Genomic DNA, 25,900 nt, shown 5'->3' on the forward strand with positions numbered 1-25,900 from the left:
AAAGCTCCCACTAAAGCTCCCACTAAAGCTCCCACTAAAGCTCCCACTAAAGCTCCCACTAAAGCTCCCACTAAAGCTCCCACTAAAGCTCCCACTAAAGCTCCCACTAAAGCTCGCGCCCGTTAATCGTTTCTGTCGCCTCCTGAACCCTCGCTAAGCTCGCTCTAAGACTAAGGTCGTCTGGAACCTGTGCCGAAGCCGCATAAAGTGGCTACTGTTCCAATAATAAAAAGCTGTGCTGCGAGGATAAAAACAATGAACGACAGCATTTACCTCTCGATTCAAAACAGCCCGCGCTTCAAGGAGCTGGTCAGAAAAAGGGAAAAGTTCGCCTGGATTCTCTCGGCGATCATGCTTGGGTTGTACGCCGGATTCATCTTGTTGATTGCCTATGGACCGCATTTGCTGGGGGCCAAGATCAGCCCTGAGTCGTCGATCACCTGGGGCATCCCGCTCGGGATCGGGCTGATTGTCTCGGCCTTTGTCCTGACCGGCATCTATGTTCGACGCGCCAATGGCGAATTCGACGACCTGAACAATGCGATTCTCAAGGAGGCTGCGCAATGATCCGGCGTCTATTGGCTGTAATCGGCGCTTCGCTCTTTGCTCCTGCCGTCTGGGCGGCGGAAGCATTGACCGGCGAAGTCCAGAAACAACCGCTCAACATCTCGGCGATTGTGATGTTTGTCGCGTTCGTCGGCGCCACCTTGTGCATCACTTACTGGGCGTCCAAACGCAACAACTCGGCGGCCGATTACTACGCGGCCGGCGGCAAGATCACCGGTTTCCAGAACGGCCTGGCGATTGCCGGCGACTACATGTCGGCGGCGTCCTTCCTGGGGATTTCCGCGCTGGTGTTCACCTCCGGCTACGATGGCCTGATCTACTCGATCGGCTTCCTGGTGGGCTGGCCGATCATTCTGTTCCTGATCGCCGAGCGCCTGCGTAACCTGGGCAAGTACACGTTTGCCGACGTGGCCTCGTATCGTCTCGGGCAAACCCAGATCCGCAGCCTGTCGGCCTGTGGTTCGCTGGTGGTGGTGGCGTTCTACCTGATCGCGCAGATGGTCGGCGCGGGCAAGCTGATCCAGCTGCTGTTCGGTCTTGACTACCATGTCGCGGTGATCCTGGTCGGTATCCTGATGTGCTTGTATGTGCTGTTCGGCGGCATGCTGGCGACCACTTGGGTGCAGATCATCAAGGCGGTGCTGTTGCTCTCCGGTGCTTCCTTCATGGCGCTGATGGTGATGAAGCACGTCAACTTCGACTTCAACACGCTGTTCTCCGAGGCGATCAAGGTTCACGCCAAGGGTGAAGCGATCATGAGCCCGGGTGGCCTGGTGAAGGATCCGATTTCGGCGCTTTCCCTGGGGCTGGCGCTGATGTTCGGCACCGCGGGCTTGCCGCATATCCTGATGCGCTTCTTCACCGTGAGTGACGCCAAGGAAGCGCGCAAGAGCGTGTTGTACGCCACTGGCTTCATTGGTTACTTCTATATCCTGACCTTTATCATCGGCTTCGGCGCGATTCTGCTGGTCAGCACCAACCCGGCGTTCAAGGATGCGGCAGGCGCTCTGTTGGGCGGCAATAACATGGCGGCGGTGCATTTGGCTGACGCGGTGGGTGGCAGTATCTTCCTGGGCTTCATCTCGGCTGTGGCGTTTGCCACCATCCTCGCGGTGGTTGCCGGCCTGACGCTGGCCGGTGCTTCCGCGGTGTCCCATGACCTGTATGCCAGCGTGATCAAGAAAGGCAAGGCCAACGACAAGGATGAGATTCGCGTCTCGAAGATCACCACCATTGCCCTGGCGGTGCTGGCGATTGGCTTGGGCATCCTGTTCGAGAGCCAGAACATTGCGTTCATGGTCGGCCTGGCGTTCTCCATTGCCGCGAGCTGTAACTTCCCGGTGCTGCTGCTTTCCATGTACTGGAAAAACCTCACCACCCGTGGCGCCATGATTGGCGGCTGGCTGGGCCTGGTCAGTGCCGTCGGCCTGATGATCCTCGGTCCGACCATCTGGGTCTCGATCCTGCACAATGAAACAGCCATCTTCCCGTATGAGTACCCGGCGCTGTTCTCGATGATCATTGCGTTCGTCGGTATCTGGTTCTTCTCCATCACCGACAAGTCGGCGGCGGCAGAGAAAGAGCGTGCGCTGTACTTCCCGCAGTTTGTGCGTTCGCAGACTGGCCTGGGAGCGAGTGGGGCGGTTAACCACTGAGGGTGTAGCTGAACAGGAAATGCCCCGGTCGAAAGGCCGGGGCATTTTTTTGCCTGGAGTTTTGGGTGGCCGGACCATTGCTTTCGCGAGCAAGCCCGCTCCCACATTCGACCGTATTCCAAAGGATGTACTCGGTCAAATGTGGGAGCGGGCTTGCTCGCGAAAGCGGTATGGCGGACAACACAAATAAAAACGGCCTCCACAGGGGAGGCCGTATTCGGTGCAGCCAAGCAGTTACATGCTTACTTGCGGTCTTCCAGCTTGGTGATGTCACGCGACTCGTAGCCGGTGTACAGCTGGCGCGGGCGGCCAATCTTGTACGGGCTGGAGAGCATTTCCTTCCAGTGGGAAATCCAGCCTACGGTCCGCGCCAGAGCGAAGATCACGGTGAACATGCTTGTTGGAATGCCGATCGCCTTGAGGATGATCCCCGAGTAGAAGTCGACGTTCGGGTACAGCGAGCGTTCGATGAAGTACGGGTCGGTCAGGGCGATCTCTTCCAGGCGCATGGCCAGTTCGAGTTGCGGATCGTTGTTGATGCCCAGTTCCTTCAACACTTCGTCGCAGGTCTGCTTCATGACGGTGGCGCGTGGGTCGCGGTTCTTGTAGACCCGGTGACCGAAGCCCATCAACTTGAACGGATCGTTCTTGTCCTTGGCCTTGGCGATGAACTTGTCGATGTTGGACACATCGCCGATTTCATCGAGCATGGTCAGGACGGCTTCGTTCGCACCGCCGTGGGCCGGGCCCCAGAGTGCGGCGATACCGGCGGCGATACAGGCGAACGGATTGGCACCCGAAGAGCCTGCCAGGCGGACGGTAGAGGTGGAGGCATTCTGTTCGTGGTCGGCGTGGAGGATGAAGATCCGGTCCATGGCCTTGGCCAGCACCGGGCTGATCGGTTTGATCTCGCACGGCGTGTTGAACATCATGTGCAGGAAGTTTTCCGCGTACGTCAGGTCGTTGCGCGGGTACATCATGGGTTGACCCATGGAGTACTTGTAAACCATTGCGGCCAGGGTTGGCATCTTGGCAACCAGGCGGATCGCGGAAATTTCGCGATGCTGCGGGTTATTGATGTCCAGGGAGTCGTGATAGAAGGCCGACAGGGCGCCGACTACGCCGCACATGACCGCCATCGGGTGGGCGTCGCGACGGAAGCCGTTGAAGAAGGTCTTCAACTGTTCATGCACCATGGTGTGATTCTTCACGGTGCTGACGAACTGGGCTTTTTGCTCGGTTGTTGGCAATTCGCCATTTAGCAACAGGTAGCAGGTTTCCAGGTAATCCGATTTCTCTGCAAGCTGTTCGATCGGATAGCCGCGGTGCAGCAAAATGCCATTATCACCATCAATATAGGTGATCTTCGACTCGCAAGAGGCAGTCGACATGAAGCCAGGGTCAAATGTAAAACGGCCCGTGGCCGTCAGGCCCCGCACGTCGATAACATCGGGACCCACGGTGCCGGTTAAAATGGGCAGCTCGACGGGGGCTGCGCCCTCGATGATCAACTGCGCTTTTTTGTCAGCCATGTGGCCTCCTATTTATGCTTCAAATCATCAGACAGACCCCCCACGCAGGGCCCGCACCACTATAGTGAGATAAATTCAGATGTCAATTTGCCTAAAGTCTTGCTCCAGAAGGCTTTAACCCTACTTTTTCCTCGAAATTGACTGCCGTTTACGCCTTTTATGTCGTCAGCGCAATCAGCTATTAGGGTGAGGAGTGCGCGTTGTCATTAGTAGCCTAACTGTCTATACTCGGCCTCCGACCGCCAGGGGCTTTTGGGCCCGTTCTGATGGGGGTCGCATCCCTGGGTGGTGGTTACCTGACCAGTGCACTCCCCAACAACTTTGCCCTGATTGTTAGGGGCTCTTCAGTGTGAAAAAAAGCCGTGAATAGCCAACGACCTGTAAACCTAGACCTAAGGACCATCAAACTCCCCATCACCGGCGTAACGTCATTCCTGCACCGTGTTTCCGGCATCATCCTCTTCCTGGGCTTGGGCATCATGCTTTACGCATTGAGCAAATCCCTGGGTTCCGAGGAAGGTTATGCCGAGGTGAAGGCATGCATGACCAGTCCGCTGGCCAAGTTCGTGGCGTGGGGCCTCCTGTCCGCTCTGCTGTATCACTTGGTGGCCGGTGTGCGCCACTTGATCATGGACATGGGTATCGGTGAGACGCTGGAAGGCGGCAAGCTGGGCTCGAAAATCGTTATCGCCGTTTCCGTGGTGGTAATCGTTCTTGCGGGAGTTTGGATATGGTAACCAGCGTTACGAATCTGTCGCGTTCGGGCCTCTATGACTGGATGGCACAACGCGTGTCTGCGGTCGTTCTCGCGGCTTATTTCATTTTCCTGATCGGGTACCTCGTTGCAAACCCTGGCATTGATTACGCTCAATGGCACGGTCTGTTCTCCCACAACGGAATGCGTATCTTCAGTCTGCTGGCCCTTGTAGCCCTGGGCGCTCACGCCTGGGTCGGCATGTGGACCATCGCGACCGACTACCTGACGCCGATGGCGCTGGGCAAGTCCGCGACTGCAATACGTTTCCTTTTCCAGGCAGTATGCGGCGTTGCAATGTTCGCTTACTTCGTCTGGGGTGTGCAGATTCTCTGGGGTATCTGATTCATGGCTAACATTCCAACGATTTCTTTTGACGCCATCATTATTGGTGGCGGCGGCGCCGGCATGCGCGCAGCGCTGCAGCTGGCCCAGGGTGGTCACAAGACGGCCGTGATCACCAAAGTGTTCCCGACCCGTTCCCACACCGTATCGGCCCAGGGTGGCATCACCTGTGCCATCGCTTCCGCGGATCCGAACGATGACTGGCGCTGGCACATGTACGATACCGTCAAGGGCTCCGACTACATCGGTGACCAGGACGCTATCGAGTACATGTGTCAGGAAGGCCCGGCTGCGGTGTTCGAGCTGGACCACATGGGTCTGCCGTTCTCCCGTACCGAACAGGGTCGTATCTACCAGCGTCCATTCGGCGGCCAGTCGAAGGATTACGGTAAAGGCGGCCAGGCTGCCCGTACGTGCGCCGCATCCGACCGTACCGGTCATGCGCTGCTGCACACGCTGTATCAGGGCAACCTGAAAGCCGGCACCACGTTCCTGAACGAGTACTACGCGGTTGACCTGGTCAAGAACGCGCAAGGCGAGTTCGTCGGTGTGATCGCCATCTGCATCGAAACCGGTGAAACCACCTACATCCGCGCCAAGGCTACCGTTCTGGCCACCGGCGGTGCAGGTCGTATCTACGCGTCGACCACCAATGCCCTGATCAACACCGGCGACGGCGTCGGCATGGCACTGCGTGCTGGCGTACCGGTACAAGACATCGAAATGTGGCAGTTCCACCCGACCGGTATCGCCGGCGCTGGTGTACTGGTGACCGAAGGCTGCCGTGGTGAAGGTGGCTACCTGATCAACAAACATGGCGAGCGTTTCATGGAACGTTATGCTCCGAACGCGAAAGACCTTGCCGGTCGTGACGTCGTGGCCCGTTCGATGGTCAAGGAAATCATTGCCGGCAACGGCTGTGGCCCGAATGGCGACCACGTACTGCTGAAACTCGATCACCTCGGTGAAGAAGTGCTGCACAGCCGCCTGCCAGGTATCTGCGAGCTGTCCAAGACCTTTGCCCACGTTGACCCGGTGGTTGCTCCGGTTCCGGTTGTTCCAACTTGCCACTATATGATGGGCGGCGTGCCGACCAACATTCATGGCCAGGCGATCACCCAGAACGCCGAAGGCCAGGACGAGATCATTCATGGTCTGTTCGCGGTAGGCGAAGTGGCGTGCGTATCGGTTCACGGTGCCAACCGCCTGGGCGGCAATTCGCTGCTCGATCTGGTGGTATTCGGCCGCGCTGCCGGCCTGCACCTGGAAAAGGCGCTGACCGACGGCATCGAATACGATGACGCCACCGACGCCAACATCGAAGCCGCACTGGCACGCCTGAACGCCCTGAATGAGCGCACTGATGGCGAAGACGTGGCAACCCTGCGTCGCGAGCTGCAAAGCTGCATGCAGAACTACTTCGGTGTATTCCGTACCGGCGAATACATGCAGAAGGGTATTGCCCAGCTGGCTGACCTGCGCAAGCGTATCGCCAACGTCAAGATCAACGATAAGAGCCAGGCGTTCAACACCGCTCGTATCGAAGCCCTTGAGCTGCAAAACCTGCTGGAAGTGGCTGAAGCGACGGCGATCGCCGCCGAGGTTCGTAAGGAATCCCGTGGTGCTCACGCCCGTGAAGACTTTGAAGATCGCGATGACGAAAACTGGTTGTGCCACACCCTGTACTTCCCGGGTGACAAGCGCGTAACCAAGCGTGCCGTGAACTTCTCGCCGAAGACGGTTCCGACGTTTGAACCGAAGATTCGGACTTACTAAGGGTGGCTGCCATGTTGAAAGTCAGTGTTTATCGCTACAACCCTGATCAGGACGCTGCGCCGTTCATGCAGGAATTCTCGGTCGATACCGGTGGTAAAGACCTGATGGTGCTGGATGTGCTGGCCCTGATCAAAGAGCAGGACGAAGGTTTCTCCTATCGTCGCTCCTGCCGTGAGGGTGTCTGTGGCTCCGACGGCATGAACATCAACGGCAAGAACGGCCTGGCCTGCATCACGCCACTGTCCGCTGTCGTCAAAGGCAATAAGCTGATCGTTCGTCCTCTGCCAGGTTTGCCGGTTATCCGTGACCTGGTCGTCGATATGAGCATCTTCTACAAGCAATACGAGAAAGTTAAGCCGTTCCTGCAGAACGACACGCCGGCTCCGGCCATCGAGCGTCTGCAGTCCCCGGAAGAGCGCGAGAAGCTCGACGGTCTGTACGAGTGCATCCTGTGCGCTTGCTGCTCGACTTCGTGCCCGTCCTTCTGGTGGAACCCGGACAAGTTCCTGGGTCCAGCTGCCCTGCTGCAAGCCTATCGCTTCCTGGCAGACAGCCGTGACACCAAGACGTCCGAGCGTCTGGCTTCACTCGATGACCCGTTCAGCGTATTCCGCTGCCGCGGGATCATGAACTGCGTCAACGTATGTCCCAAAGGCCTGAACCCGACTAAGGCCATTGGTCACATCCGTAACATGCTGCTGCAGAGCGGCGTGTAACTGACGTTGTAGTAAAAGCAGGACCGTTGTGCCCGTAGATGCTGCGGCGCAGGCTTCAACCGGCGCCGTAGTTTTAACTTGAGCAGCGACTTACAAAGCCGTGGCTCTTATTTTGAAGAAATGAGACAAGCAGGGGCATTCGGGTTGGTACCCGAACTATCAGCGTGATCCTAAGTGGCTTGTTTTGGTCGCTGCACTCGGACTTCTGCAAGCAAACTCGGTGTTTTCGCCGGTGGTGTCCCCAAATCGAGGGTGACCAAGCATGCAAGAAAGCGTGATGCAGCGCATGTGGAACAGCGGCTATCTTTCAGGTGGTAACGCTGCCTATGTGGAAGAGCTTTATGAGCTCTACCTGCACGACCCTAACGCTGTGCCAGAAGAATGGCGCACCAAATTTCAGACGTTGCCTACTGACGGCAACGCTGCCACCGATGTATCGCACGCTACGATTCGCGATCAGTTCGTGCTGCTGGCAAAGAACCAGCGCCGCGCCCAACCGGTATCTGCCGGCAGCGTGAGCAGTGAGCACGAGAAGAAGCAAGTTGAAGTATTGCGACTGATCCAGGCCTACCGTATGCGTGGCCACCAGGCAGCCCAGCTTGACCCGCTGGGGCTGTGGCAGCGTCCTGCACCTGCAGACCTGTCGATCAATCACTACGGCTTGACCAATGCCGATCTTGATACGACCTTCCGTGCCGGCGACCTGTTCATCGGCAAAGAGGAAGCGAGCCTACGCGAAATTCACGAAGCGTTGCAGCAGACATATTGCCGCACCATTGGCGCTGAATTCACGCACATCACTGATTCCGAGCAGCGCCACTGGTTCCAGCAGCGCCTGGAAGGCGTGCGCGGTCGTCCGGTTTACTCGGCTGACATCAAGAGCCATCTGCTTGAGCGTGTCACTGCCGGCGAAGGCCTGGAAAAATACCTGGGCACCAAATACCCGGGCACCAAGCGTTTCGGCCTGGAAGGCGGCGAAAGCCTGATTCCGATGCTCGACGAGCTGATCCAGCGCTCCGGCTCCTACGGCACCAAGGAAATCGTCATCGGCATGGCCCACCGTGGTCGCCTGAACGTGTTGGTCAACACCTTCGGCAAGAACCCGCGCGAGCTGTTCGACGAGTTCGAAGGCAAGAAAAAGGTCGAGCTGGGCTCCGGTGACGTCAAATACCACCAGGGTTTCTCGTCCAACGTGATGACCACCGGCGGCGAAGTCCACCTGGCCATGGCATTCAACCCATCCCACCTGGAAATCGTTTCCCCGGTGGTCGAGGGTTCGGTGCGTGCTCGCCAGGACCGTCGCAATGATTCGAGCGGTGAAAAGGTCCTGCCGATTTCCATCCACGGTGACGCGGCATTCGCCGGTCAGGGCGTGGTCATGGAAACCTTCCAGATGTCGCAGACTCGCGGCTTCAAGACTGGCGGCACGGTCCACATCGTGATCAACAACCAGGTGGGCTTCACGATCAGCAACCCGTTGGACTCGCGTTCCACCGAGTACGCCACCGACGTCGCCAAGATGATCCAGGCGCCGATCCTCCATGTGAATGGTGATGATCCGGAAGCGGTGCTGTTCGTGACCCAGTTGGCCATCGACTACCGCATGCAGTTCAAGCGTGACGTGGTGATCGACCTGGTCTGCTACCGTCGTCGCGGTCACAACGAAGCGGATGAGCCTAGCGGCACCCAGCCGTTGATGTACCAGCAGATCACCAAGCAGCGCACCACCCGCGAACAGTATGCCGATAGCCTGATCAAGGCCGGCGTGGTGGACGAGGCGCGTGTTCAGGCGAAAGTCGATGAATACCGCAACGCGCTGGATAACGGTCTGCATGTGGTGAAAAGCCTGGTCAAGGAACCGAACAAAGAGCTGTTCGTTGACTGGCGTCCGTACCTGGGCCACGCCTGGACTGCGCGTCACGACACCACGTTCGATCTCAAGACCTTGCAGGAACTGTCCGCCAAGCTGCTGGAAATTCCGGAAGGCTTCGTGGTTCAGCGTCAGGTCGCGAAGATCTACGAAGACCGACAGAAGATGCAAGCCGGCGGCCTGCCGATCAACTGGGGTTATGCCGAAACCATGGCATACGCGACCCTGGCGTTCGAAGGTCACCCGATCCGCATGACTGGCCAGGACATTGGCCGTGGTACGTTCTCGCACCGTCACGCGGTATTGCACAACCAGAAAGACGCGGGCACCTACATCCCGTTGCAAAACCTGTACAAGGGCCAGCCACGCTTCGATCTGTACGATTCGTTCCTGTCCGAAGAAGCCGTACTGGCGTTCGAATATGGCTACGCCACCACCACGCCTCAAGCGCTGGTGATCTGGGAAGCCCAGTTCGGTGACTTCGCCAACGGTGCACAGGTGGTTATCGACCAGTTCATCACCAGCGGCGAGCACAAGTGGGGTCGTCTCTGCGGCCTGACCATGCTGCTGCCACACGGTTATGAAGGTCAGGGGCCGGAGCACTCATCGGCCCGTCTGGAGCGTTATCTGCAGCTGTGCGCCGAGCACAACATCCAGGTGTGCATGCCGACTACGCCGGCCCAGATCTACCACTTGCTGCGTCGTCAGGTGATTCGTCCCCTGCGCAAGCCATTGGTGGTCCTGACGCCGAAATCGCTGTTGCGTCACAAATTGGCCATCTCGACCCTGGAAGATCTGGCCGAAGGTTCGTTCCAGACCGTTATTCCGGAAATCGATGCGCATGATCCGAAAAAGGTCACTCGTCTGGTGCTGTGCAGCGGCAAGGTCTACTACGACCTGCTGGAAAAACGCCGCGCCGAAGGTCGTGATGACATCGCCATCGTGCGTCTTGAGCAGCTGTACCCATTCCCCGAGGACGACTTGATTGAAGTCCTGGCGCCTTATTCCAACCTCAAACACATCGTTTGGTGTCAGGAAGAGCCGATGAACCAAGGGGCCTGGTACTGCAGCCAGCACCACATGCGTCGCATCGTTGGCGGTCACAACAAGTCTCTCGTACTCGAGTACGCGGGCCGTGACGCTTCTGCCGCACCTGCTTGTGGTTATGCATCGATGCACGCCGAGCAGCAGGAAAAACTGCTGCAAGATGCTTTCACTGTTTAACGCCTTCGCGCTGACTGAAACCGAATTTTAAGGACCACAGATAATGGCTATCGAAATCAAAGCCCCCTCATTCCCGGAATCGGTTGCCGATGGCACCGTTGCCACCTGGCACAAGAAACCAGGCGAGGCCGTCAAGCGTGACGACCTGATCGTCGACATCGAGACCGACAAAGTCGTTCTCGAAGTGTTGGCCGAAGCCGACGGCGTGCTGGGCGCAATCGTTGCCAATGAAGGCGACACCGTTCTGTCCAACCAGGTTCTGGGCTCGATCGAAGAGGGCAGCGCTGCTGCAGCTCCGGCCGCCGCCGCTCCCGCTGCTGCTTCTGCCCCAGCCGCCGCTCCGGCTGCTGCTGACGAAGACGCTATCGCCGCGCCGGCCGCTCGCAAGCTGGCCGAAGAGAACGGTATCAACCTGGCGTCCGTCAAGGGCACGGGCAAAGACGGCCGTGTGACCAAGGAAGACGTGGTTGCCGCGGTTGAGGCCAAGAAAGCCGCTCCGGCTGCCGCGCCTGCCAAGGCTGCCGCCCCGGCTGCCGCTGCTCCTGTGTTCGCCGCTGGCGACCGCACCGAGAAGCGTGTACCGATGACCCGCGTGCGTGCCACCGTGGCCAAGCGCCTGGTTGAAGCACAGTCGAACATGGCGATGCTGACCACCTTCAACGAAGTGGACATGACCGAAGTCATGGCGCTGCGTTCGAAGTACAAGGATCTGTTCGAGAAGTCCCACAATGGCGTGCGCCTGGGCTTCATGTCGTTCTTCGTGAAAGCGGCCACCGAAGCACTGAAACGCTTCCCGGCAGTCAACGCGTCCATCGACGGTGGCGACATCGTGTACCACGGCTACGCGGACATCGGCGTTGCCGTATCCAGCGACCGTGGCCTGGTAGTGCCGGTTCTGCGTAACGCCGAGCTGATGAGCCTGGCTGAAATCGAAGGCGGCATCGCCGGCTTCGGCAAGAAAGCCCGTGACGGCAAGCTGACCATCGATGAGATGACCGGCGGTACCTTCACCATCACCAACGGTGGTACTTTCGGTTCAATGATGTCGACGCCGATCGTCAACCCGCCACAGGCAGCGATCCTGGGGATGCACAACATCATCCAGCGTCCTATGGCGATCAACGGTCAAGTCGTGATCCGTCCGATGATGTACCTGGCACTGTCCTACGATCACCGCCTGATCGACGGTAAAGAAGCCGTGACGTTCCTGGTGACCATCAAGAATCTGCTGGAAGACCCGGCTCGCTTGCTCCTGGATATTTGATTGAAGCAGCTTCAAGTTGCAAGCTACAAGCTGCAAGAAAAGCAGCTTGGCTTGCAGCTCGAAGCTTGAAGCTTGCCGCTAAATAGAGGATCTATTTTCATGTCTCAGAAATTTGACGTTGTAGTGATTGGTGCGGGCCCTGGTGGCTACGTTGCCGCCATCAAGGCCGCACAGCTGGGCCTCTCGACTGCCTGCATCGAAAAATACACTGATAAGGAAGGCAAGCTGGCGCTCGGCGGTACTTGCCTGAACGTTGGTTGCATTCCGTCCAAGGCGCTGCTGGACAGCTCCTGGAAGTTCCACGAAGCCCAGGACGGTTTTGCCATCCACGGCATCAACCACGCTGGCGTGACCATGGACGTGCCAGCGATGGTCGGCCGCAAGGCCAACATCGTTAAAGGCCTGACTTCCGGCGTTGCCACCCTGTTCAAGGCCAATGGCGTCACTTCCCTGCAAGGTCACGGCAAACTGCTGGCCGGCAAGCAAGTTGAAATCACCAAGCCCGACGGTTCGACTGAAATCATCGAAGCCGAGAACGTGATCCTCGCCCCAGGCTCCCGTCCAATCGACATCCCGCCGGCTCCAGTTGATCAGAACGTGATCGTTGATTCGACCGGCGCCCTGGAATTCCAATCGGTTCCAAAACGCCTGGGTGTGATCGGCGCTGGCGTGATCGGCCTGGAACTGGGTTCGGTCTGGTCCCGCCTGGGTTCCGAAGTGACCGTGCTGGAAGCCCTGGACACGTTCCTGCTGGCTGCCGACACCGCAGTCTCCAAAGAAGCGCTGAAAACCCTGACCAAACAAGGTCTGGATATCAAGCTGGGCGCTCGTGTGACCGGTTCCAAGGTCAACGGCGAAGAAGTTGTCGTGACCTACACCGACAAGGATGGCGAACAGACCATCACTTTCGACAAGCTGATCGTAGCCGTTGGTCGCCGTCCGGTGACCACTGACTTGCTGGCTTCCGACTGTGGCGTGACCATCGATGAGCGTGGCTTCATCCACGTTGACGATTACTGCGCAACCACCGTTCCAGGCGTCTACGCCATCGGTGACGTGGTCCGCGGCATGATGCTGGCCCACAAGGCGTCCGAAGAAGGCATCATGGTGGTTGAGCGCATCAAGGGTCACAAGACCCAGATGAACTACGACCTGATCCCCTCGGTTATCTACACCCACCCGGAAATTGCATGGGTCGGCAAGAACGAACAGCAGTTGAAAGCTGAAGGCGTTGAAGTTAACGTCGGCACCTTCCCGTTTGCCGCTTCTGGCCGTGCCATGGCAGCGAACGACACCGGTGGTTTTGTCAAAGTCATCGCTGATGCCAAGACGGATCGCGTATTGGGCGTCCATGTGATTGGCCCAGGCGCGGCGGAACTGGTTCAGCAGGGCGCAATCGGTATGGAATTCGGCACCAGTGCCGAGGACATCGGTATGATGGTCTTCTCCCATCCGACGTTGTCCGAAGCGCTGCATGAAGCCGCGTTGGCAGTGAATGGCCATGCCATCCACATCGCCAACAAGAAAAAGCGCTAAGCGAGATAATAAGAAACCACGGCGGTTGCCCGTCGTGAGCCTTGCGCGCAAGACTCACCGCGGAATATCCGCTGGACGCAGCCTTGCGCAGCTTTGCAGGCCTTAGGGCGGTGGAGCTGGGCAAGCAGCAGTCACAGGTGGCGCGGCACTCATAAAGAGCGCAGCGCCGAATGCGCAGTACCTAACGAAGACGGTAAAAAGCATGAATCTTCACGAGTATCAGGGTAAGCAGCTGTTCGCTGAATACGGCCTGCCAGTTTCCAAGGGCTACGCAGTAGACACCCCGGAAGCAGCAGCGGAAGCGTGCGACAAAATCGGCGGCAGCGAGTGGGTTGTCAAAGCCCAGGTCCACGCTGGTGGTCGCGGTAAAGCGGGCGGCGTCAAGCTGGTTCGCAGTAAAGAAGACGCCAAAGCCTTCGCACAGCAGTGGCTGGGCAAGCGTCTGGTGACCTACCAGACTGATGCCAATGGCCAACCAGTCACCAAGATCCTGGTTGAATCGTGCACTGATATCGCTAAAGAGTTGTACCTGGGCGCTGTCGTTGACCGTTCGAGCCGTCGCATCGTGTTCATGGCTTCCACCGAAGGTGGCGTGGACATCGAGAAGATCGCTCACGAAACCCCGGAAAAAATTCTCAAGGCCACTATCGATCCACTGGTTGGCGCTCAGCCATTCCAGGGTCGCGAGCTGGCTTTCCAGCTGGGTCTGGAAGGCAAGCAAGTTGCCCAGTTCGCCAAGATCTTCGTCGGTCTGGCCAAACTGTTCCAGGATCACGATCTGGCCCTGCTGGAAGTGAACCCGCTGGTGATCAAGGCTGACGGCGATCTGCATTGCCTCGACGCCAAGATCAACATCGATGCCAACGCCATGTACCGTCAGCCTAAGCTGAAGACTTTCCACGATCCGTCGCAGGACGATCCGCGCGAAGCGCACGCTGCCAAGTTCGAACTGAACTACGTAGCTCTGGAAGGTAACATCGGCTGCATGGTCAACGGTGCTGGCCTGGCCATGGGCACCATGGACATCGTCAACCTGCATGGCGGCAAACCTGCCAACTTCCTCGACGTGGGCGGCGGTGCTACCAAGGAACGCGTTACCGAAGCGTTCAAGATCATCCTGTCCGACTCCAACGTCGCCGCAGTATTGGTCAACATCTTCGGCGGCATCGTTCGTTGCGACATGATTGCCGAAGGCATCATCGGTGCAGTGAAAGAAGTCGGCGTGAAAATCCCGGTTGTTGTGCGCCTTGAAGGCAACAACGCTGAACTGGGCGCTAAAGTACTGGCAGAAAGCGGTTTGAACATCATCGCTGCAACCAGCCTGACCGACGCTGCTCAACAAGTTGTCAAAGCTGCGGAGGGCAAATAATGAGCGTCCTGATCAATAAAGACACCAAAGTTATCTGCCAGGGTATTACCGGTTCGCAAGGTAGTTTCCACACCCAGCAAGCCATCGAATACGGCACCAAAATGGTTGGAGGCGTAACGCCAGGCAAAGGCGGTACCGAGCACCTGGGCCTGCCAGTGTTCAACACCGTGAAAGACGCTGTTGCTCAAACTGGCGCCACCGCCAGCGTGATCTACGTTCCAGCACCTTTCTGCAAGGACTCGATCCTGGAAGCGGCATTCGGCGGCATCAAGCTGATCGTGTGCATCACTGAAGGCATTCCTACCCTGGATATGCTGGATGCCAAGGTCAAGTGCGACGAGCTGGGTGTTACCCTGATCGGCCCTAACTGCCCAGGCGTGATCACCCCAGGCGAATGCAAGATCGGCATCATGCCGGGTCACATTCACTTGCCAGGCAAGGTCGGTATCGTTTCGCGTTCCGGCACCCTGACTTACGAAGCCGTGAAGCAGACCACTGACGCCGGTTTCGGTCAGTCGACTTGCGTCGGCATCGGCGGTGACCCGATTCCTGGTTCCAACTTCATCGACATCCTGAAGCTGTTCCAGGAAGACCCGAAGACCGAAGCGATCGTGATGATCGGTGAGATCGGCGGTTCGGCTGAAGAAGAAGCGGCTGCCTACATCAAGGCACACGTGACCAAGCCGGTTGTGTCCTACATCGCTGGTGTGACTGCTCCTGCGGGCAAGCGCATGGGCCATGCTGGCGCAATCATCTCTGGCGGCAAGGGCACTGCGGACGAGAAATTCGCTGCGCTGCAAGACGCAGGTGTCAAAACCGTGCGTTCGCTGGCAGACATCGGCAAGGCCCTGGCCGAGCTGACGGGTTGGGCAGTCAAGTAAGCTTCGCGCTTAGCTGACGCTTCACCACACAAAGGCCACCTTCGGGTGGCCTTTGTGCGTTCTGCAGGTTGGTGAGAATCAAAATGTGGGAGCGGGCTTGCTCGCGATAGCGGTGTGTCAGCCACTGAAAAGGTGACTGATCCAGCGCTATCGCGAGCAAGCCCGCTCCCACATTTTTGTCCGTGTTGCCAAATTAAGTACGAAAACACGACATTTAAATGTCGCTTATCGGACAGTCCGCACCGCAACAGTGCGTTTGTCAGGCAAATTCGGTAACCTTGCCGCCTCTTTATGCGTCCGCCTCCCAAAAGGAAGCTGCGCGCTAGAACGGCCGACTCCCATCCGGGTTGGCAGCAGTTCCCTCATCCATAGGGAATCCCCCTCTAAATTCCGATTCAGTAGTGTGGTATTTCCTCAAATGAAAGTGTTGAAAAGCCAGGATATCCTGGCGTTGGGCTTTATGACATTTGCCCTGTTCGTGGGTGCTGGCAATATCATCTTCCCGCCTATCGTCGGTTTGCAGTCCGGATCTCATGTCTGGATGGCGGCGTTGGGCTTCCTGATCACCGCAGTCGGCTTGCCTGTCGTCACCGTTATCGCCCTGGCCAAGGTCGGTGGCGGGATGGATGCGTTGAGCAGCCCGATCGGCAAGGTCGCGGGTGGCTTGCTGGCCGCGGCGGCCTACCTGGCGGTCGGACCGTTGTTCGCCACCCCGCGTACCGCGACGGTCTCGTTTGAAGTAGGCCTGGCACCGTTGACCGGCGAAAGCCCGCTGGCGCTGTTCCTCTACAGTTCGGTGTACTTCCTGCTGGTGTTCTTCATTTCCTTGTACCCAGGGCGTTTGCTGGACACCGTGGGCCGGTTCCTGGCGCCGTTGAAGATCATCGCCCTGGCGGTACTCGGCATCGCGGCCTTTGCGCTGCCGGCCGGGAACGTGGGAGTGGCGACGCCCGAGTACGTGGCGGCACCTTTCTCCCAGGGGTTCATCAATGGTTACCTGACCATGGATACCCTTGGCGCGCTGGTCTTCGGTATCGTCATCGTCAATGCCATTCGTTCCCGGGGGGTCGAGTCGCCGCAGTTGATCACTCGCTATGCGATCATCGCCGGCCTGATTGCCGGTGTTGGCCTGGCGCTGGTGTACATCAGCTTGTTCCGCCTCGGCTCAAGCAGCCACGAAGTGGCGGCGGGTGCGGCTAACGGCGCGGCAGTGTTGCACGCTTACGTTCAACACACCTTCGGCTCTCTGGGCAGCGGCTTCCTGGCGGTGCTGATTTCCCTGGCATGCCTGGTAACTGCGGTAGGCCTGACCTGCGCTTGCGCCGAATATTTCAGCCGTGTGCTACCGCTGTCCTACAAGACTCTGGTCGTGATCCTCGCAGTATTCTCGCTGGTGGTGTCGAATCTCGGCCTGACCAAGTTGATTGCGTTCTCGATCCCGGTACTCACCGCGATCTACCCGCCTTGCATCGTGTTGGTGGCGCTGAGCTTCTGCAGCGGCTTCTGGCAAGAGCAGGGGCGGATTGTCGGCCCGGTGATGCTGGTGTCGTTTATCTTCGGCTGCATCGATGCGCTCAAAGGCGCTGGCCTGACGCATTGGATGCCGACGCAACTGGCTCAGCTGCCGTTGAGCGACCAGGGCCTGGCCTGGCTGGTGCCGTCGGTGATGACGCTGGTGGTGGCGGTGGTGATTGACCGGATGCTCGGCAAGCGCAGTGAAGCGATTGCCTAAGCCGTAACAAGCTGACACTGAAATGCCCCGAATCAATCGATCCGGGGCATTTTTTATGGGCGACGGGCAGTGTCTTTTTCTGTGAGCTAACGTCGAACAGGCACAGAATCATTTCGCCCATGTCTACAGGGAACCGCATGTCGTTCGTCGAAGCCAACCTGATTCACCTGCTTGCCGCGCTCTGGTTTGTCATCTGCTGGGGTGGGTACACCCGTTACGCCAGCTGGAAAGCGCGGGATACCGCATGCCTGGCCAGCGTCTTGCACCTGTATCGCGAAGACTGGATGCGTCGGATGCTGTTGCGCGACAACCGCATCGCTGATGCCAGCGTGATTGGCAATCTGGAACGCAACGCGTCGTTCTTTGCCTCCAGCACCTTGATTATTCTTGCCGGTATTTTGACCGTGCTGGGTGCGTCTGAGCGGGCGGTGTCGTTGCTGGCGGATATTCCAATGGTGCAACAAGCATCCCGAGGCATGTCAGAGATCAAGTTACTGTGTCTGGCGTTGGTCTTCGTGTATGCCTTCTTCACGTTCAGTTGGTGCATGCGTCAGTACAACTTCGCGGCAATTCTGGTGGGCTCGGCACCGATGGTCGGGGAACGACTTGTCTCGGAGCAGGAGCGCAAGGCATTTGCCTCTCGAGCAGCGCGCGTCATTTCCATGGCCGCCAACCAGTTCAACTTTGGCCTGCGTTCCTATTATTTCGGCATGACCATGCTGGCCTGGTTTATCAGCCCATGGCTGTTCATGCTGATGAGTGCAGGCGTCGTGCTGGTGCTGTACCGCCGGGAATTTCATTCCGACGTTCTGGAGGTGATGGTCTATACCCCTACAGAGGCACCCTTGCCTGAATCGACCAAGGAGGCGACATCGTGACTATTGCGTTCTGGTGTGTGTTTATCAGCGCGCTGCTGATATTCGTGGCGCGTATGCCGGTGGCCAAGGCCATGAAGGAGCAGGGCGGTTACGACAATCATCAGCCGCGCAGCCAGCAACTGAAGTTGAGCGGGTTTGGCGCCCGAGCTGTGGCGGCCCATCACAATAGCTTTGAAGCGTTCATGTTGTTCGCGGTGGGCGTGTTGATGGCCCATACCACCCAGACTCAGGGGTACCTGATTGACTGGCTGGCGATCATCTTTGTTATTGCGCGAGTGATTTATCTACTGTGCTATTGGGCAGACATGGCATGGCAACGCAGCCTGGTCTGGGTGGTCGGGTTACTGTGCTCGCTATTGCTGATGCTTAGTCCGACCTTTCGTACTTTGCTGATCTGAGAAAACTACCGGACAAAAAAAGCCCGCTATATAAGCGGGCTTTTTTTTGCAAATGGCTATTCAAGCCAGGGTCTTCAAGTCGTCAGACTCAAGAACCGGTTGCAGGTGTGGCAGGTGCAGCTTCTTTGGCCGCAGCTGCGTCAGATTCGGCTTGGGCTTTGGCTGCTTCGGCGTTTTCCTTTGCAGCGTCGTTCACTTTATCCTGAGCTTCGCTCATTTTTTCTTGAGCTTGTTCAGCGTGTTGGTTGGCATCCTGAGCTTTGTCCTCGGATTTTTTATCGCAGGCAGCGAGGCCAAGGGCAGCGGCCAACATCAAGGAAACAGCGAAAGTCTTGCGCATGGGGTGTTTCTCCTTATTGAAGATATCTACTGGCCTTTCGAGCATAGGGTGCGCGTATTAGTTCCTTCGGTCTTAAAGATATATAAGGCATTTCGCTATGGCACCCTCTTTCGTGATGATGTTTTTACCGAGGCAACACTAATAAGAGTCTTTATCAAATGACCGACAAGCCCATTTTAGAGCGTGCCGCACGCTTCGTTTCGGCCTTGCGCCATTGTCAGGTGCTGGGTATCCAGGTACATGACGCAAATATCGATGGCATGACGCTGCTGTTGCCATACAGCCTGGATATTATCGGCGATCCGCAAACCGGGGTGATCCACGGCGGAGCGCTGACCTCGTTGATGGATACCGCCTGTGGCATGGCCACCTTGTGTGTGCTGCCGGAGTTCGAGGTGTGTCCGACGTTGGACTTGCGCATTGATTACATGCACCAGGCCGAGCCTCACAAAGCCGTGTTCGGTTTCGCTCAGTGTTATCGCGTGACCACGGATGTGATTTTTACCCGTGGTGTTGCCTATCAGGATGATCCACAGCGACCGATTGCCCATGTGGTGGGCACGTTTATGCGCATGGGCAAGCGGCTCAAGGGCGCACAGGGTTTGGGCAGTGTGGTCAAGGGAGAGCGGGCATGACTCATCAATTCAGGACGCGTATGGAGCAGGCGCACCGACGTGGTGACTACAAGGCACTGCTCGATCAGATTCCCTACGCCAGGCTGATCGGCATCGAATGCACGCGCCAGGGCGACGAGTTGTTGTTCTGCATGCCAGCCAACAAGGACAACATTGGTAACCCTATATTGCCGGCAATCCATGGCGGGGTGATTGCAGGCTTCATGGAGCTGTCGGCGGCGCTGCATCTGTTGGTATTCATCGGCGCGCCGGACACTCAGGCAAGCCTGCCGAAGATCATCGATTTTTCCCTGGACTACCTGCGTGCCGGGCAGTTGCGCGACACGTACGCCAAATGCCAGGTGTGGCGTCAGGGGCGACGGGTGGCCAATGTGGCGATCACCGCCTGGCAAAGCACCCAGGCTGAACCTATCGCCACCGCCCGTGCTCATTTCAAAATCCCGGAGTACAGCCGCCCTTGAAATCCTGGTCTTAGCCCCCAACTTTGATGACAACCCGTCGCCAACCCTCAAGGGGGCGGCCATTGCCATCCATATTGGAGTTTGATGACCATGAGTGTGGAAACTCAAAAGGAAACCCTGGGCTTCCAGACCGAGGTGAAGCAATTGCTGCACCTCATGATCCATTCGCTGTATTCCAACAAGGAAATCTTCCTTCGCGAATTGATCTCGAACGCCTCTGACGCTGTCGATAAATTACGTTTCGAAGCACTGTCCAAGCCCGAGTTGCTGGAAGGTGGCGCTGAACTGAAAATCCGCGTGAGCTTCGACAAGGACGCGAAAACCGTCACCCTCGAAGACAACGGTATCGGCATGAGCCGCGAGGATGTGATCACTCACCTGGGGACCATCGCCAAATCCGGCACCGCCGATTTCATGAAGAACCTGTCGGGCGACCAGAAAAAAGACTCGCACTTGATTGGCCAATTCGGCGTGGGCTTCTATTCCGCGTTTATCGTTGCCGACCAGGTTGAAGTATTCAGCCGCCGCGCCGGCCTTGCCGCCAGCGAAGGCGTGCATTGGTCGTCAAAAGGCGAGGGCGAGTTTGAAGTCGCCACCGTCGAGAAAGCTGAGCGTGGCACGCGTATCGTCCTGCACCTGAAGTCCGCTGACGACGAGTTTGCCGATGGCTGGCGCCTGCGCAACATCATCAAAAAGTACTCAGACCACATCGCTCTGCCGATCGAGCTGCCGAAAGAGCAAGCAGCGGCGGAAGGCGAAGAAGCGCCTGCCGTGGAGTGGGAAGTGGTCAACCGCGCCAGCGCCCTGTGGACCCGTCCGCGTACCGAGATCAAGGACGAGGAATACCAGGAGTTCTACAAGCACATCGGTCACGACTACGAGAACCCGCTGAGCTGGAGTCACAACAAGGTCGAAGGCAAGCTGGAATACAGCTCGCTGCTGTACGTACCGGCCCGTGCGCCGTTCGATCTGTACCAGCGCGAAGCGCCGAAAGGCCTGAAGCTGTATGTGCAGCGCGTCTTCGTCATGGACCAGGCAGAATCCTTCCTGCCGCTGTACCTGCGCTTTATCAAAGGCGTGGTGGATTCCAACGACCTGTCGCTGAACGTGTCGCGTGAAATCCTGCAGAAAGATCCGATCATTGACTCGATGAAGTCGGCACTGACCAAGCGTGTCCTCGACATGCTGGAAAAACTGGCGAAGAACGAACCAGAGCAGTACAAGGGCTTCTGGAAAAACTTTGGCCAGGTCATGAAGGAAGGCCCGGCAGAAGATTTCGCCAACAAGGAAAAAATCGCCGGCCTGCTGCGCTTCGCGTCCACCCAGGGCGAAGAAGGCGAACAGGTTGTGTCCCTGGCCGAATACCTGGCTCGCGCCAAGGAAGGTCAGGACAAGATTTACTACCTGACTGGCGAAACCTACGCGCAGGTCAAAAACAGCCCGCACCTGGAAGTCTTCCGCAAAAAAGGCATCGAAGTGCTGCTGCTCACCGACCGTATCGACGAGTGGCTGATGAGCTACCTCAACGAGTTCGATGGCAAGACCTTTGTCGACGTGGCGCGTGGTGACCTGGACCTGGGCAACCTGGATTCCGAAGAGGACAAAAAAGCCGCTGAAGAAGTGGCCAAGTCCAAGGAAGGCCTGGTTGAGCGAATCAAGACCGCGTTGGGCGATGCTGTCAGTGAAGTGCGGGTTTCCCACCGTCTGACCGACTCGCCGGCAATCCTGGCCATCGGTGAGCAGGACCTGGGCATGCAGATGCGCCAGATCCTCGAAGCCAGCGGTCAGAAGGTTCCGGACTCCAAGCCGATCTTCGAATTCAACCCGGCGCATCCGCTGATCGAGAAACTCGATGGCGAGCAGAGTGAAGAGCGCTTTGGCGACCTGTCGCACATCCTCTTCGACCAGGCAGCCCTGGCTGCCGGCGACAGCTTGAAAGACCCGGCCGCCTATGTGCGTCGACTGAACAAGTTGTTGGTTGAATTGTCGGTTTAACACCGCTGTAGAAAAACCCGCTTCGGCGGGTTTTTTCGTTCTAGTGACCTTAACTGGAGAAGATGATGAGCCAACTCACCGTGCGTTCCGTGGTCTATCAAATTGATGGCCAGTCCTATGAAAGCCGCCTGGCGTTTGATGCCAGTCAGACGACGCCGCGCCCAGGCCTGTTGATGGCGCCGAACTGGATGGGTGTCAGTGCGGGCGCCGAAGAGATTGCCAGGGCGGTCGCCGCCAAAGGTTACGTGGTGCTGATCGCCGACCTGTACGGGCAGGCCGTTCGTCCCGCTAACGGCGACGAAGCCGGCGCGGCGATGATGCCGTTGAAGAACGACCGGGCATTGTTGAACAAGCGCATGCAGATGGCGTTCGAGCAATTGCAAGGGCAGACCGAGGCAGCGGTCGATAAGACGAAACTGGCAACCTTCGGTTTTTGCTTCGGTGGATGCTGCTCCCTGGAGCTGGCGCGTACCGGTGCGCCGTTGAAGGCCGCGATTTCGTTCCACGGTACCCTCGATACGCCAAATCCGGCGGACGCGAAGCGTATCAAGGGTTCAGTCCTGGTACTGCACGGTGCCTCCGATCCGTTGGTGCCAAGAGAGCAGCTGCCGGCATTTGAAGACGAGATGAACGCGGCGGGTGTGGATTGGCAACTGTTGAGTTACGGCGGCGCGGTGCATTCGTTTACTGACCCGCAGGCGAATGTGCCGGGCAAGATGATGTACGACGCGAAAACCGCTACACGGGCCTTCCAGTCGATGCACAACTTGCTGGATGAAGTGTTCGAGGGCTAAATCTTCGGTGCCTGTTCTGGCCTCTTCGCGAGCAAGCCCGCTCCCACATTCAACCTCATTCCTACAGGATGAATGCGGTCGGCGGGTTTGCTTGCGAAAGTTACCTCGCAGGCAACTCGATTCTTTCAGTTTCACCGGGCACCGTCGGCCAATCCCCGGCCGCCCACCGTTGTCGCGCCTGCTCGATCAACGCCGGCTCGCTCGCCACAAAATTCCAGTTGATCCGCCGTGGTCCGTCCAGAGGGGCGCCACCGAAGATCACCAGATGGCAGTCGGTTTCAGCAAATAGCGCCATGCTCTGGCCCTTGGGTAATACCACCAGGCTATGCACCTCCAGCGGTTCGTCGTCCAGTTGCGCCTCTCCCTCCAGCACATACACCGCCCGTTCCTCATGCTCATCGGGAATCAGCAGAGTGGTCGCCGTCTGCATCCGCACCTGGGCGTACAGCGTCGGCGACAGTACCGGCACCGGCGATTCCAGACAAAAACCGGTGCCGGCAATCAGACGAATACTGACGCCCAAGGTGTCACTCAGCGGCAAGGTCGCGGCCGGATGATGGCTGTAATGCCCAGGTCCCTGCTCATGCGTTTTGGGCGAGGCCAACCACACTTGCAGTCCATGCAGGCTGAAGCCGCTGGCCTTGAGGGCCTCGGGCGTGCGCTCGACGTGCGCGATGGCGCTGCCGGCGGTCATCCAGCTGACATCCCCGGCCTTGACCCGTTGATCGGAGCCGAGACTGTCTTTGTGCAACAGTTCGCCTTCAAACAGGTAGGTCAGGGTCGACAAACCGATATGCGGATGCTGGCGAATGTTCATGCCGGTGCCCGGGGCGTAGCGGGTTGCAAGCATGTGGTCGAAGAACACGAAGGGCCCGACGCTGCGACACTCCCTTGAAGGCAGCGGACGCAGGATCGGTTGGCCCTCGACATCTTCGGGACGAGGGTGGATCACGGTCAATGTGGTCATGGTGCATCCCAATCTGAGCGGGTCTGGAGGGCTTGAGCATAACCCGCTCGACGGGACAGGGGGATTATTGGCTGAAGGCGCCTTCCGCCAGCCGGGTCTCGATGCTGATTTCGGCGGTGGTCATCAGCTTGTGGACCGGGCACTTGTCAGCGACCCGATGCAGTTCATCGCGCTGGGCGTCGGTGAGCACACCCTTGAGCGTCAGTTTGACGCTGAGTCTGTACTTGCCTTTTTGTTCTTCCTCGCTGTCGTGGGTCACTTCCACCGTTACGCCAGTGAGCGGGATGTCTTTTTTCTGGGCGTAGAGCCTGACTGTCAACGCTTTGCATGACGCAAGTGCGGCATCGAAATAGTCGTGGGGGGAGGGCGCCGAGTCGTCGCCGCCGAGACTTTTCGGCAGGTCGGTAAACAACTCGTGTTTATTGACGTGGACGCTATGGCGAAAGTTTTCGGCGTTCAGCGTATTCACGGTAACAGGCATGGCAAACCTCACAAGGTGACAGGATGAAGGTCATGCAGTTATAGAGCATGCTGGCACGTGGGTGTTCCGTGTTTTTTCCTCGCTGAACCCTGAGGGTTGCCGCGCGGTCTACCTTTACCCGCCTTGGATCGAGAGTTTCCCGTGCCCTGGACCCGTTTGAGTGTTGCCCTGTTGTTCGCCGCCACCAGTTGCGCTGCCCTGGCTCGCGACTATGCCTACAGTGATGTACACCTGCATTACGTCGACTTTTTCCAGGAGACGGCGGGCATGGACAAGCTGCTCAAGGCCATGGCCGACAATCGCATCGTGCATGTCATGATTTCCGGCGTCCCGGTGGCGAAAAAATGGCATGAAGACGAACCCAAGCGCCCGCGCTATTACGCCGGTGATGACGCTGACGCCTATTGGTATAGCGCCACCGACGTTATCGTCGCGGCAGCGGTCAACAAACTGGCCCCCGAGCAACGCCAGCGCTTCCATCCCTTTCTGTCGGGGTTCAACCCCAACGACAAGAATTCCGCCGCGCATATCAAGCGCATGCTCGACCTCAATCCCGGCCTGTGGCAGGGCATCGGTGAGGTCTTCACGCGCCACGACGACCTGACCGCGTTGACCTCCGGCGACACCCCACGGGCCAACAATGAGGCCATGACCCGGATTTATCACTTGGCTGCCGAGAACGACCTGCCGGTGATGCTGCATTCCAACATCACCTCCAAGCGCGAGCGCAACCCGCTGTACCTGCCCGAAATCGAGGAGCCGCTGCGCAATCATCCTCACACCCGGTTTATCTGGGCACATGCCGGCACGAGCATGGAGATTCATCGCCATCAGACGCAGCTGGAGTTTCTGTTGCCGACCCTGAACCGGATGCTGGAAGCCTATCCCAACCTATATATCGATCTGTCCTGGAGCGTGCTCACGCCGTATTTGCTGGATGAAGCGGGCAAACCCCGGCCTGAGTGGGTAAAGCTGGTAGAACGCTTCCCTGAGCGCTTCATGATCGGTTCGGATGTGGTCGGACGCTTCAATAAGCTGGGAGAGAAAATGCACAGCTTTGATCCCTTCCTTGATGCCTTGCCTGAAGACGTCGCACAAAAGGTCGCACGGGACAATTTCCTGGCGATTCTGCCCAAAGCCCATTAACGCGCGCGAGGCGCGCATGGTTTTGTCATCGTCCCGTCACACCGGCGTCATAAGCTCCCGCCATCTCAACCAAGGAGCGCACTATGCACCTCACCCGTTTAAGCGCCCTGGCGGCGCTGATGATGATCAGCGGCCTGGCCAGCGCCGAAGTCCGTATTGAAGGCCCGGTGGAATACGGAGTGTTTGAAGGCCCCAAGGCCGAACTGCAAGCGGGGGAGCGCGTGCTGCGTCGCAGCAATGAACAGATCGAGCCCACCACGCAGGTGCCTGCGAAGCTGGGCACCAAATTCGGTCTGCGTTATCAATTGCTCGGTAAGGTCGCTGAAGACACACCGCTGACGTTGCTCTATTTCACTCCGGGGATCCGCACCCCGGATGGCCAGCGTCACGACAAATTTGAAGTCACCCAGAAGCTGGTGCCCGGTGCGCCCCAGGATGTGATGGCCTATGAATTCACGGAACACCACGAAGTGGTGCCGGGTGAGTGGCGGTTCATGGTGTTCCAGGGCGATCGACTGCTGACGCAGAAGAGTTTTACCGTTCGTTGAGTCGTCCCGGGAGAGCTCAAGCCTTCCGGCCGCAAA

Annotated in this window: 24 protein-coding genes; 20 read left to right on the top strand and 4 right to left on the bottom strand. The window is 58.1% G+C overall.

Annotated elements, in window-relative coordinates; genetic code table 11:
• Nucleotides 1-255 precede the first annotated feature (255 nt).
• Both AC6CIA_RS14010 and AC6CIA_RS14015 read left to right on the top strand, forming a co-directional pair.
• On the top strand, nt 256-567 hold the full coding sequence (locus AC6CIA_RS14010) for a DUF485 domain-containing protein (protein WP_498312795.1): 312 nt from the start codon (nt 256-258) through the stop codon (nt 565-567).
• Complete coding sequence (locus tag AC6CIA_RS14015) at nt 564-2,222, top strand: cation acetate symporter (protein ID WP_498312797.1); 1,659 nt, start codon at nt 564-566, stop codon at nt 2,220-2,222. Before AC6CIA_RS14010 ends, AC6CIA_RS14015 begins: the two co-directional genes overlap by 4 nt.
• A gap of 242 nt (nt 2,223-2,464) precedes the next feature.
• Here AC6CIA_RS14015 and gltA read toward each other — a convergent pair whose 3' ends face one another.
• On the bottom strand, nt 2,465-3,754 hold the full coding sequence (gltA, locus tag AC6CIA_RS14020) for a citrate synthase (protein ID WP_084381146.1): 1,290 nt from the start codon (nt 3,752-3,754) through the stop codon (nt 2,465-2,467).
• 362 nt (nt 3,755-4,116) lie between these two features.
• Between gltA and sdhC the strand changes: the two genes are divergently transcribed.
• The 12 genes from sdhC to AC6CIA_RS14080 all read left to right on the top strand — a co-directional run bounded on the left by sdhC (nt 4,117) and on the right by AC6CIA_RS14080 (nt 18,497).
• Nucleotides 4,117-4,491, top strand: a complete 375-nt coding sequence (sdhC, locus tag AC6CIA_RS14025; protein ID WP_084381145.1) for a succinate dehydrogenase, cytochrome b556 subunit — start codon at nt 4,117-4,119, stop codon at nt 4,489-4,491.
• Nucleotides 4,485-4,853, top strand: coding sequence for a succinate dehydrogenase, hydrophobic membrane anchor protein (gene sdhD / locus AC6CIA_RS14030; protein WP_498312799.1), 369 nt, complete (start codon nt 4,485-4,487; stop codon nt 4,851-4,853). The genes sdhC and sdhD overlap by 7 nt, the downstream gene beginning before the upstream one ends.
• Before the next feature lie 3 nt (nt 4,854-4,856).
• Nucleotides 4,857-6,629 (top strand): succinate dehydrogenase flavoprotein subunit, encoded by a 1,773-nt coding sequence (sdhA, locus tag AC6CIA_RS14035; RefSeq protein ID WP_016979563.1) that lies wholly within the window; start codon nt 4,857-4,859, stop codon nt 6,627-6,629.
• Between the two features lie 11 nt (nt 6,630-6,640).
• Nucleotides 6,641-7,345, top strand: a complete 705-nt coding sequence (locus tag AC6CIA_RS14040; protein WP_034118919.1) for a succinate dehydrogenase iron-sulfur subunit — start codon at nt 6,641-6,643, stop codon at nt 7,343-7,345.
• 262 nt (nt 7,346-7,607) lie between these two features.
• A complete protein-coding gene (locus AC6CIA_RS14045; protein WP_498312801.1) occupies nt 7,608-10,439 on the top strand; it encodes a 2-oxoglutarate dehydrogenase E1 component in 2,832 nt (943 codons plus the stop codon).
• Between the two features lie 43 nt (nt 10,440-10,482).
• Entirely contained in the window at nt 10,483-11,703 is a 1,221-nt protein-coding gene (gene odhB / locus AC6CIA_RS14050) for a 2-oxoglutarate dehydrogenase complex dihydrolipoyllysine-residue succinyltransferase (RefSeq protein WP_498312803.1), read from the top strand.
• A 99-nt stretch (nt 11,704-11,802) separates the two neighbouring features.
• Nucleotides 11,803-13,239, top strand: a complete 1,437-nt coding sequence (gene lpdA, locus AC6CIA_RS14055; RefSeq protein ID WP_084381140.1) for a dihydrolipoyl dehydrogenase — start codon at nt 11,803-11,805, stop codon at nt 13,237-13,239.
• A gap of 202 nt (nt 13,240-13,441) precedes the next feature.
• Entirely contained in the window at nt 13,442-14,608 is a 1,167-nt protein-coding gene (sucC, locus tag AC6CIA_RS14060; RefSeq protein WP_003190011.1) for an ADP-forming succinate--CoA ligase subunit beta, read from the top strand.
• Nucleotides 14,608-15,489 carry a succinate--CoA ligase subunit alpha gene (sucD, locus tag AC6CIA_RS14065; protein WP_084381139.1) on the top strand — a complete coding sequence of 294 codons (882 nt, stop codon included), beginning with the start codon at nt 14,608-14,610 and terminating at the stop codon, nt 15,487-15,489. The genes sucC and sucD overlap by 1 nt, the downstream gene beginning before the upstream one ends.
• Nucleotides 15,490-15,907: 418 nt before the next feature.
• Complete coding sequence (brnQ, locus tag AC6CIA_RS14070) at nt 15,908-17,221, top strand: branched-chain amino acid transport system II carrier protein (protein WP_498312806.1); 1,314 nt, start codon at nt 15,908-15,910, stop codon at nt 17,219-17,221.
• Nucleotides 17,222-17,358: 137 nt separating this feature from the next.
• On the top strand, nt 17,359-18,099 hold the full coding sequence (locus AC6CIA_RS14075) for a DUF599 domain-containing protein (protein ID WP_498312807.1): 741 nt from the start codon (nt 17,359-17,361) through the stop codon (nt 18,097-18,099).
• A complete protein-coding gene (locus AC6CIA_RS14080; RefSeq protein ID WP_498312809.1) occupies nt 18,096-18,497 on the top strand; it encodes an MAPEG family protein in 402 nt (133 codons plus the stop codon). The genes AC6CIA_RS14075 and AC6CIA_RS14080 overlap by 4 nt, the downstream gene beginning before the upstream one ends.
• An 88-nt stretch (nt 18,498-18,585) precedes the next feature.
• Here AC6CIA_RS14080 and AC6CIA_RS14085 read toward each other — a convergent pair whose 3' ends face one another.
• Nucleotides 18,586-18,837, bottom strand: a complete 252-nt coding sequence (locus AC6CIA_RS14085; RefSeq protein WP_029292691.1) for a hypothetical protein — start codon at nt 18,835-18,837, stop codon at nt 18,586-18,588.
• Nucleotides 18,838-18,995: 158 nt separating this feature from the next.
• Here AC6CIA_RS14085 and AC6CIA_RS14090 point away from each other — a divergent pair, with 158 nt between their 5' ends.
• From AC6CIA_RS14090 to AC6CIA_RS14105, 4 genes are all read left to right on the top strand, one after another.
• Nucleotides 18,996-19,472 carry a PaaI family thioesterase gene (locus tag AC6CIA_RS14090; protein ID WP_498312811.1) on the top strand — a complete coding sequence of 159 codons (477 nt, stop codon included), beginning with the start codon at nt 18,996-18,998 and terminating at the stop codon, nt 19,470-19,472.
• Entirely contained in the window at nt 19,469-19,933 is a 465-nt protein-coding gene (locus AC6CIA_RS14095; protein ID WP_498312813.1) for a PaaI family thioesterase, read from the top strand. The genes AC6CIA_RS14090 and AC6CIA_RS14095 overlap by 4 nt, the downstream gene beginning before the upstream one ends.
• 90 nt (nt 19,934-20,023) lie before the next feature.
• The gene (gene htpG, locus AC6CIA_RS14100; RefSeq protein WP_339528734.1) at nt 20,024-21,928 is read left to right on the top strand and encodes a molecular chaperone HtpG; all 1,905 of its coding nucleotides are present in this window, start codon (nt 20,024-20,026) and stop codon (nt 21,926-21,928) included.
• 65 nt (nt 21,929-21,993) lie between these two features.
• Nucleotides 21,994-22,722 carry a dienelactone hydrolase family protein gene (locus tag AC6CIA_RS14105; RefSeq protein ID WP_498312815.1) on the top strand — a complete coding sequence of 243 codons (729 nt, stop codon included), beginning with the start codon at nt 21,994-21,996 and terminating at the stop codon, nt 22,720-22,722.
• 100 nt (nt 22,723-22,822) lie between these two features.
• On the opposite strand, the gene AC6CIA_RS14110 is transcribed toward AC6CIA_RS14105, so the two are convergent.
• Together AC6CIA_RS14110 and AC6CIA_RS14115 are read right to left on the bottom strand one after the other, a co-directional pair.
• A complete protein-coding gene (locus AC6CIA_RS14110; RefSeq protein WP_498312817.1) occupies nt 22,823-23,689 on the bottom strand; it encodes a pirin family protein in 867 nt (288 codons plus the stop codon).
• Between the two features lie 64 nt (nt 23,690-23,753).
• The gene (locus AC6CIA_RS14115; protein WP_084381131.1) at nt 23,754-24,170 is read right to left on the bottom strand and encodes an OsmC family protein; all 417 of its coding nucleotides are present in this window, start codon (nt 24,168-24,170) and stop codon (nt 23,754-23,756) included.
• 123 nt (nt 24,171-24,293) lie between these two features.
• Here AC6CIA_RS14115 and AC6CIA_RS14120 point away from each other — a divergent pair, with 123 nt between their 5' ends.
• Both AC6CIA_RS14120 and AC6CIA_RS14125 read left to right on the top strand, forming a co-directional pair.
• Entirely contained in the window at nt 24,294-25,316 is a 1,023-nt protein-coding gene (locus tag AC6CIA_RS14120) for an amidohydrolase family protein (protein ID WP_498312983.1), read from the top strand.
• 83 nt (nt 25,317-25,399) lie between these two features.
• Nucleotides 25,400-25,864, top strand: coding sequence for a DUF3859 domain-containing protein (locus AC6CIA_RS14125; protein WP_339528739.1), 465 nt, complete (start codon nt 25,400-25,402; stop codon nt 25,862-25,864).
• The last annotated feature ends 36 nt before the right edge of the window (nt 25,865-25,900 follow it).

The organism is Pseudomonas sp. GQ91 (genome assembly GCF_059758795.1).

Coding starts and splice junctions, on each gene's coding strand:
- AC6CIA_RS14010 (WP_498312795.1), top strand. CDS start 256: ATGAACGACAGCATTTACCTCTCGATTCAAAACAGCCCGCGCTTCAAG.
- AC6CIA_RS14015 (WP_498312797.1), top strand. CDS start 564: ATGATCCGGCGTCTATTGGCTGTAATCGGCGCTTCGCTCTTTGCTCCT.
- gltA (WP_084381146.1), bottom strand. CDS start 3,754: ATGGCTGACAAAAAAGCGCAGTTGATCATCGAGGGCGCAGCCCCCGTC.
- sdhD (WP_498312799.1), top strand. CDS start 4,485: ATGGTAACCAGCGTTACGAATCTGTCGCGTTCGGGCCTCTATGACTGG.
- sdhA (WP_016979563.1), top strand. CDS start 4,857: ATGGCTAACATTCCAACGATTTCTTTTGACGCCATCATTATTGGTGGC.
- AC6CIA_RS14040 (WP_034118919.1), top strand. CDS start 6,641: ATGTTGAAAGTCAGTGTTTATCGCTACAACCCTGATCAGGACGCTGCG.
- AC6CIA_RS14045 (WP_498312801.1), top strand. CDS start 7,608: ATGCAAGAAAGCGTGATGCAGCGCATGTGGAACAGCGGCTATCTTTCA.
- odhB (WP_498312803.1), top strand. CDS start 10,483: ATGGCTATCGAAATCAAAGCCCCCTCATTCCCGGAATCGGTTGCCGAT.
- lpdA (WP_084381140.1), top strand. CDS start 11,803: ATGTCTCAGAAATTTGACGTTGTAGTGATTGGTGCGGGCCCTGGTGGC.
- sucC (WP_003190011.1), top strand. CDS start 13,442: ATGAATCTTCACGAGTATCAGGGTAAGCAGCTGTTCGCTGAATACGGC.
- sucD (WP_084381139.1), top strand. CDS start 14,608: ATGAGCGTCCTGATCAATAAAGACACCAAAGTTATCTGCCAGGGTATT.
- brnQ (WP_498312806.1), top strand. CDS start 15,908: ATGAAAGTGTTGAAAAGCCAGGATATCCTGGCGTTGGGCTTTATGACA.
- AC6CIA_RS14075 (WP_498312807.1), top strand. CDS start 17,359: ATGTCGTTCGTCGAAGCCAACCTGATTCACCTGCTTGCCGCGCTCTGG.
- AC6CIA_RS14085 (WP_029292691.1), bottom strand. CDS start 18,837: ATGCGCAAGACTTTCGCTGTTTCCTTGATGTTGGCCGCTGCCCTTGGC.
- AC6CIA_RS14090 (WP_498312811.1), top strand. CDS start 18,996: ATGACCGACAAGCCCATTTTAGAGCGTGCCGCACGCTTCGTTTCGGCC.
- AC6CIA_RS14095 (WP_498312813.1), top strand. CDS start 19,469: ATGACTCATCAATTCAGGACGCGTATGGAGCAGGCGCACCGACGTGGT.
- htpG (WP_339528734.1), top strand. CDS start 20,024: ATGAGTGTGGAAACTCAAAAGGAAACCCTGGGCTTCCAGACCGAGGTG.
- AC6CIA_RS14105 (WP_498312815.1), top strand. CDS start 21,994: ATGAGCCAACTCACCGTGCGTTCCGTGGTCTATCAAATTGATGGCCAG.
- AC6CIA_RS14110 (WP_498312817.1), bottom strand. CDS start 23,689: ATGACCACATTGACCGTGATCCACCCTCGTCCCGAAGATGTCGAGGGC.
- AC6CIA_RS14115 (WP_084381131.1), bottom strand. CDS start 24,170: ATGCCTGTTACCGTGAATACGCTGAACGCCGAAAACTTTCGCCATAGC.
- AC6CIA_RS14125 (WP_339528739.1), top strand. CDS start 25,400: ATGCACCTCACCCGTTTAAGCGCCCTGGCGGCGCTGATGATGATCAGC.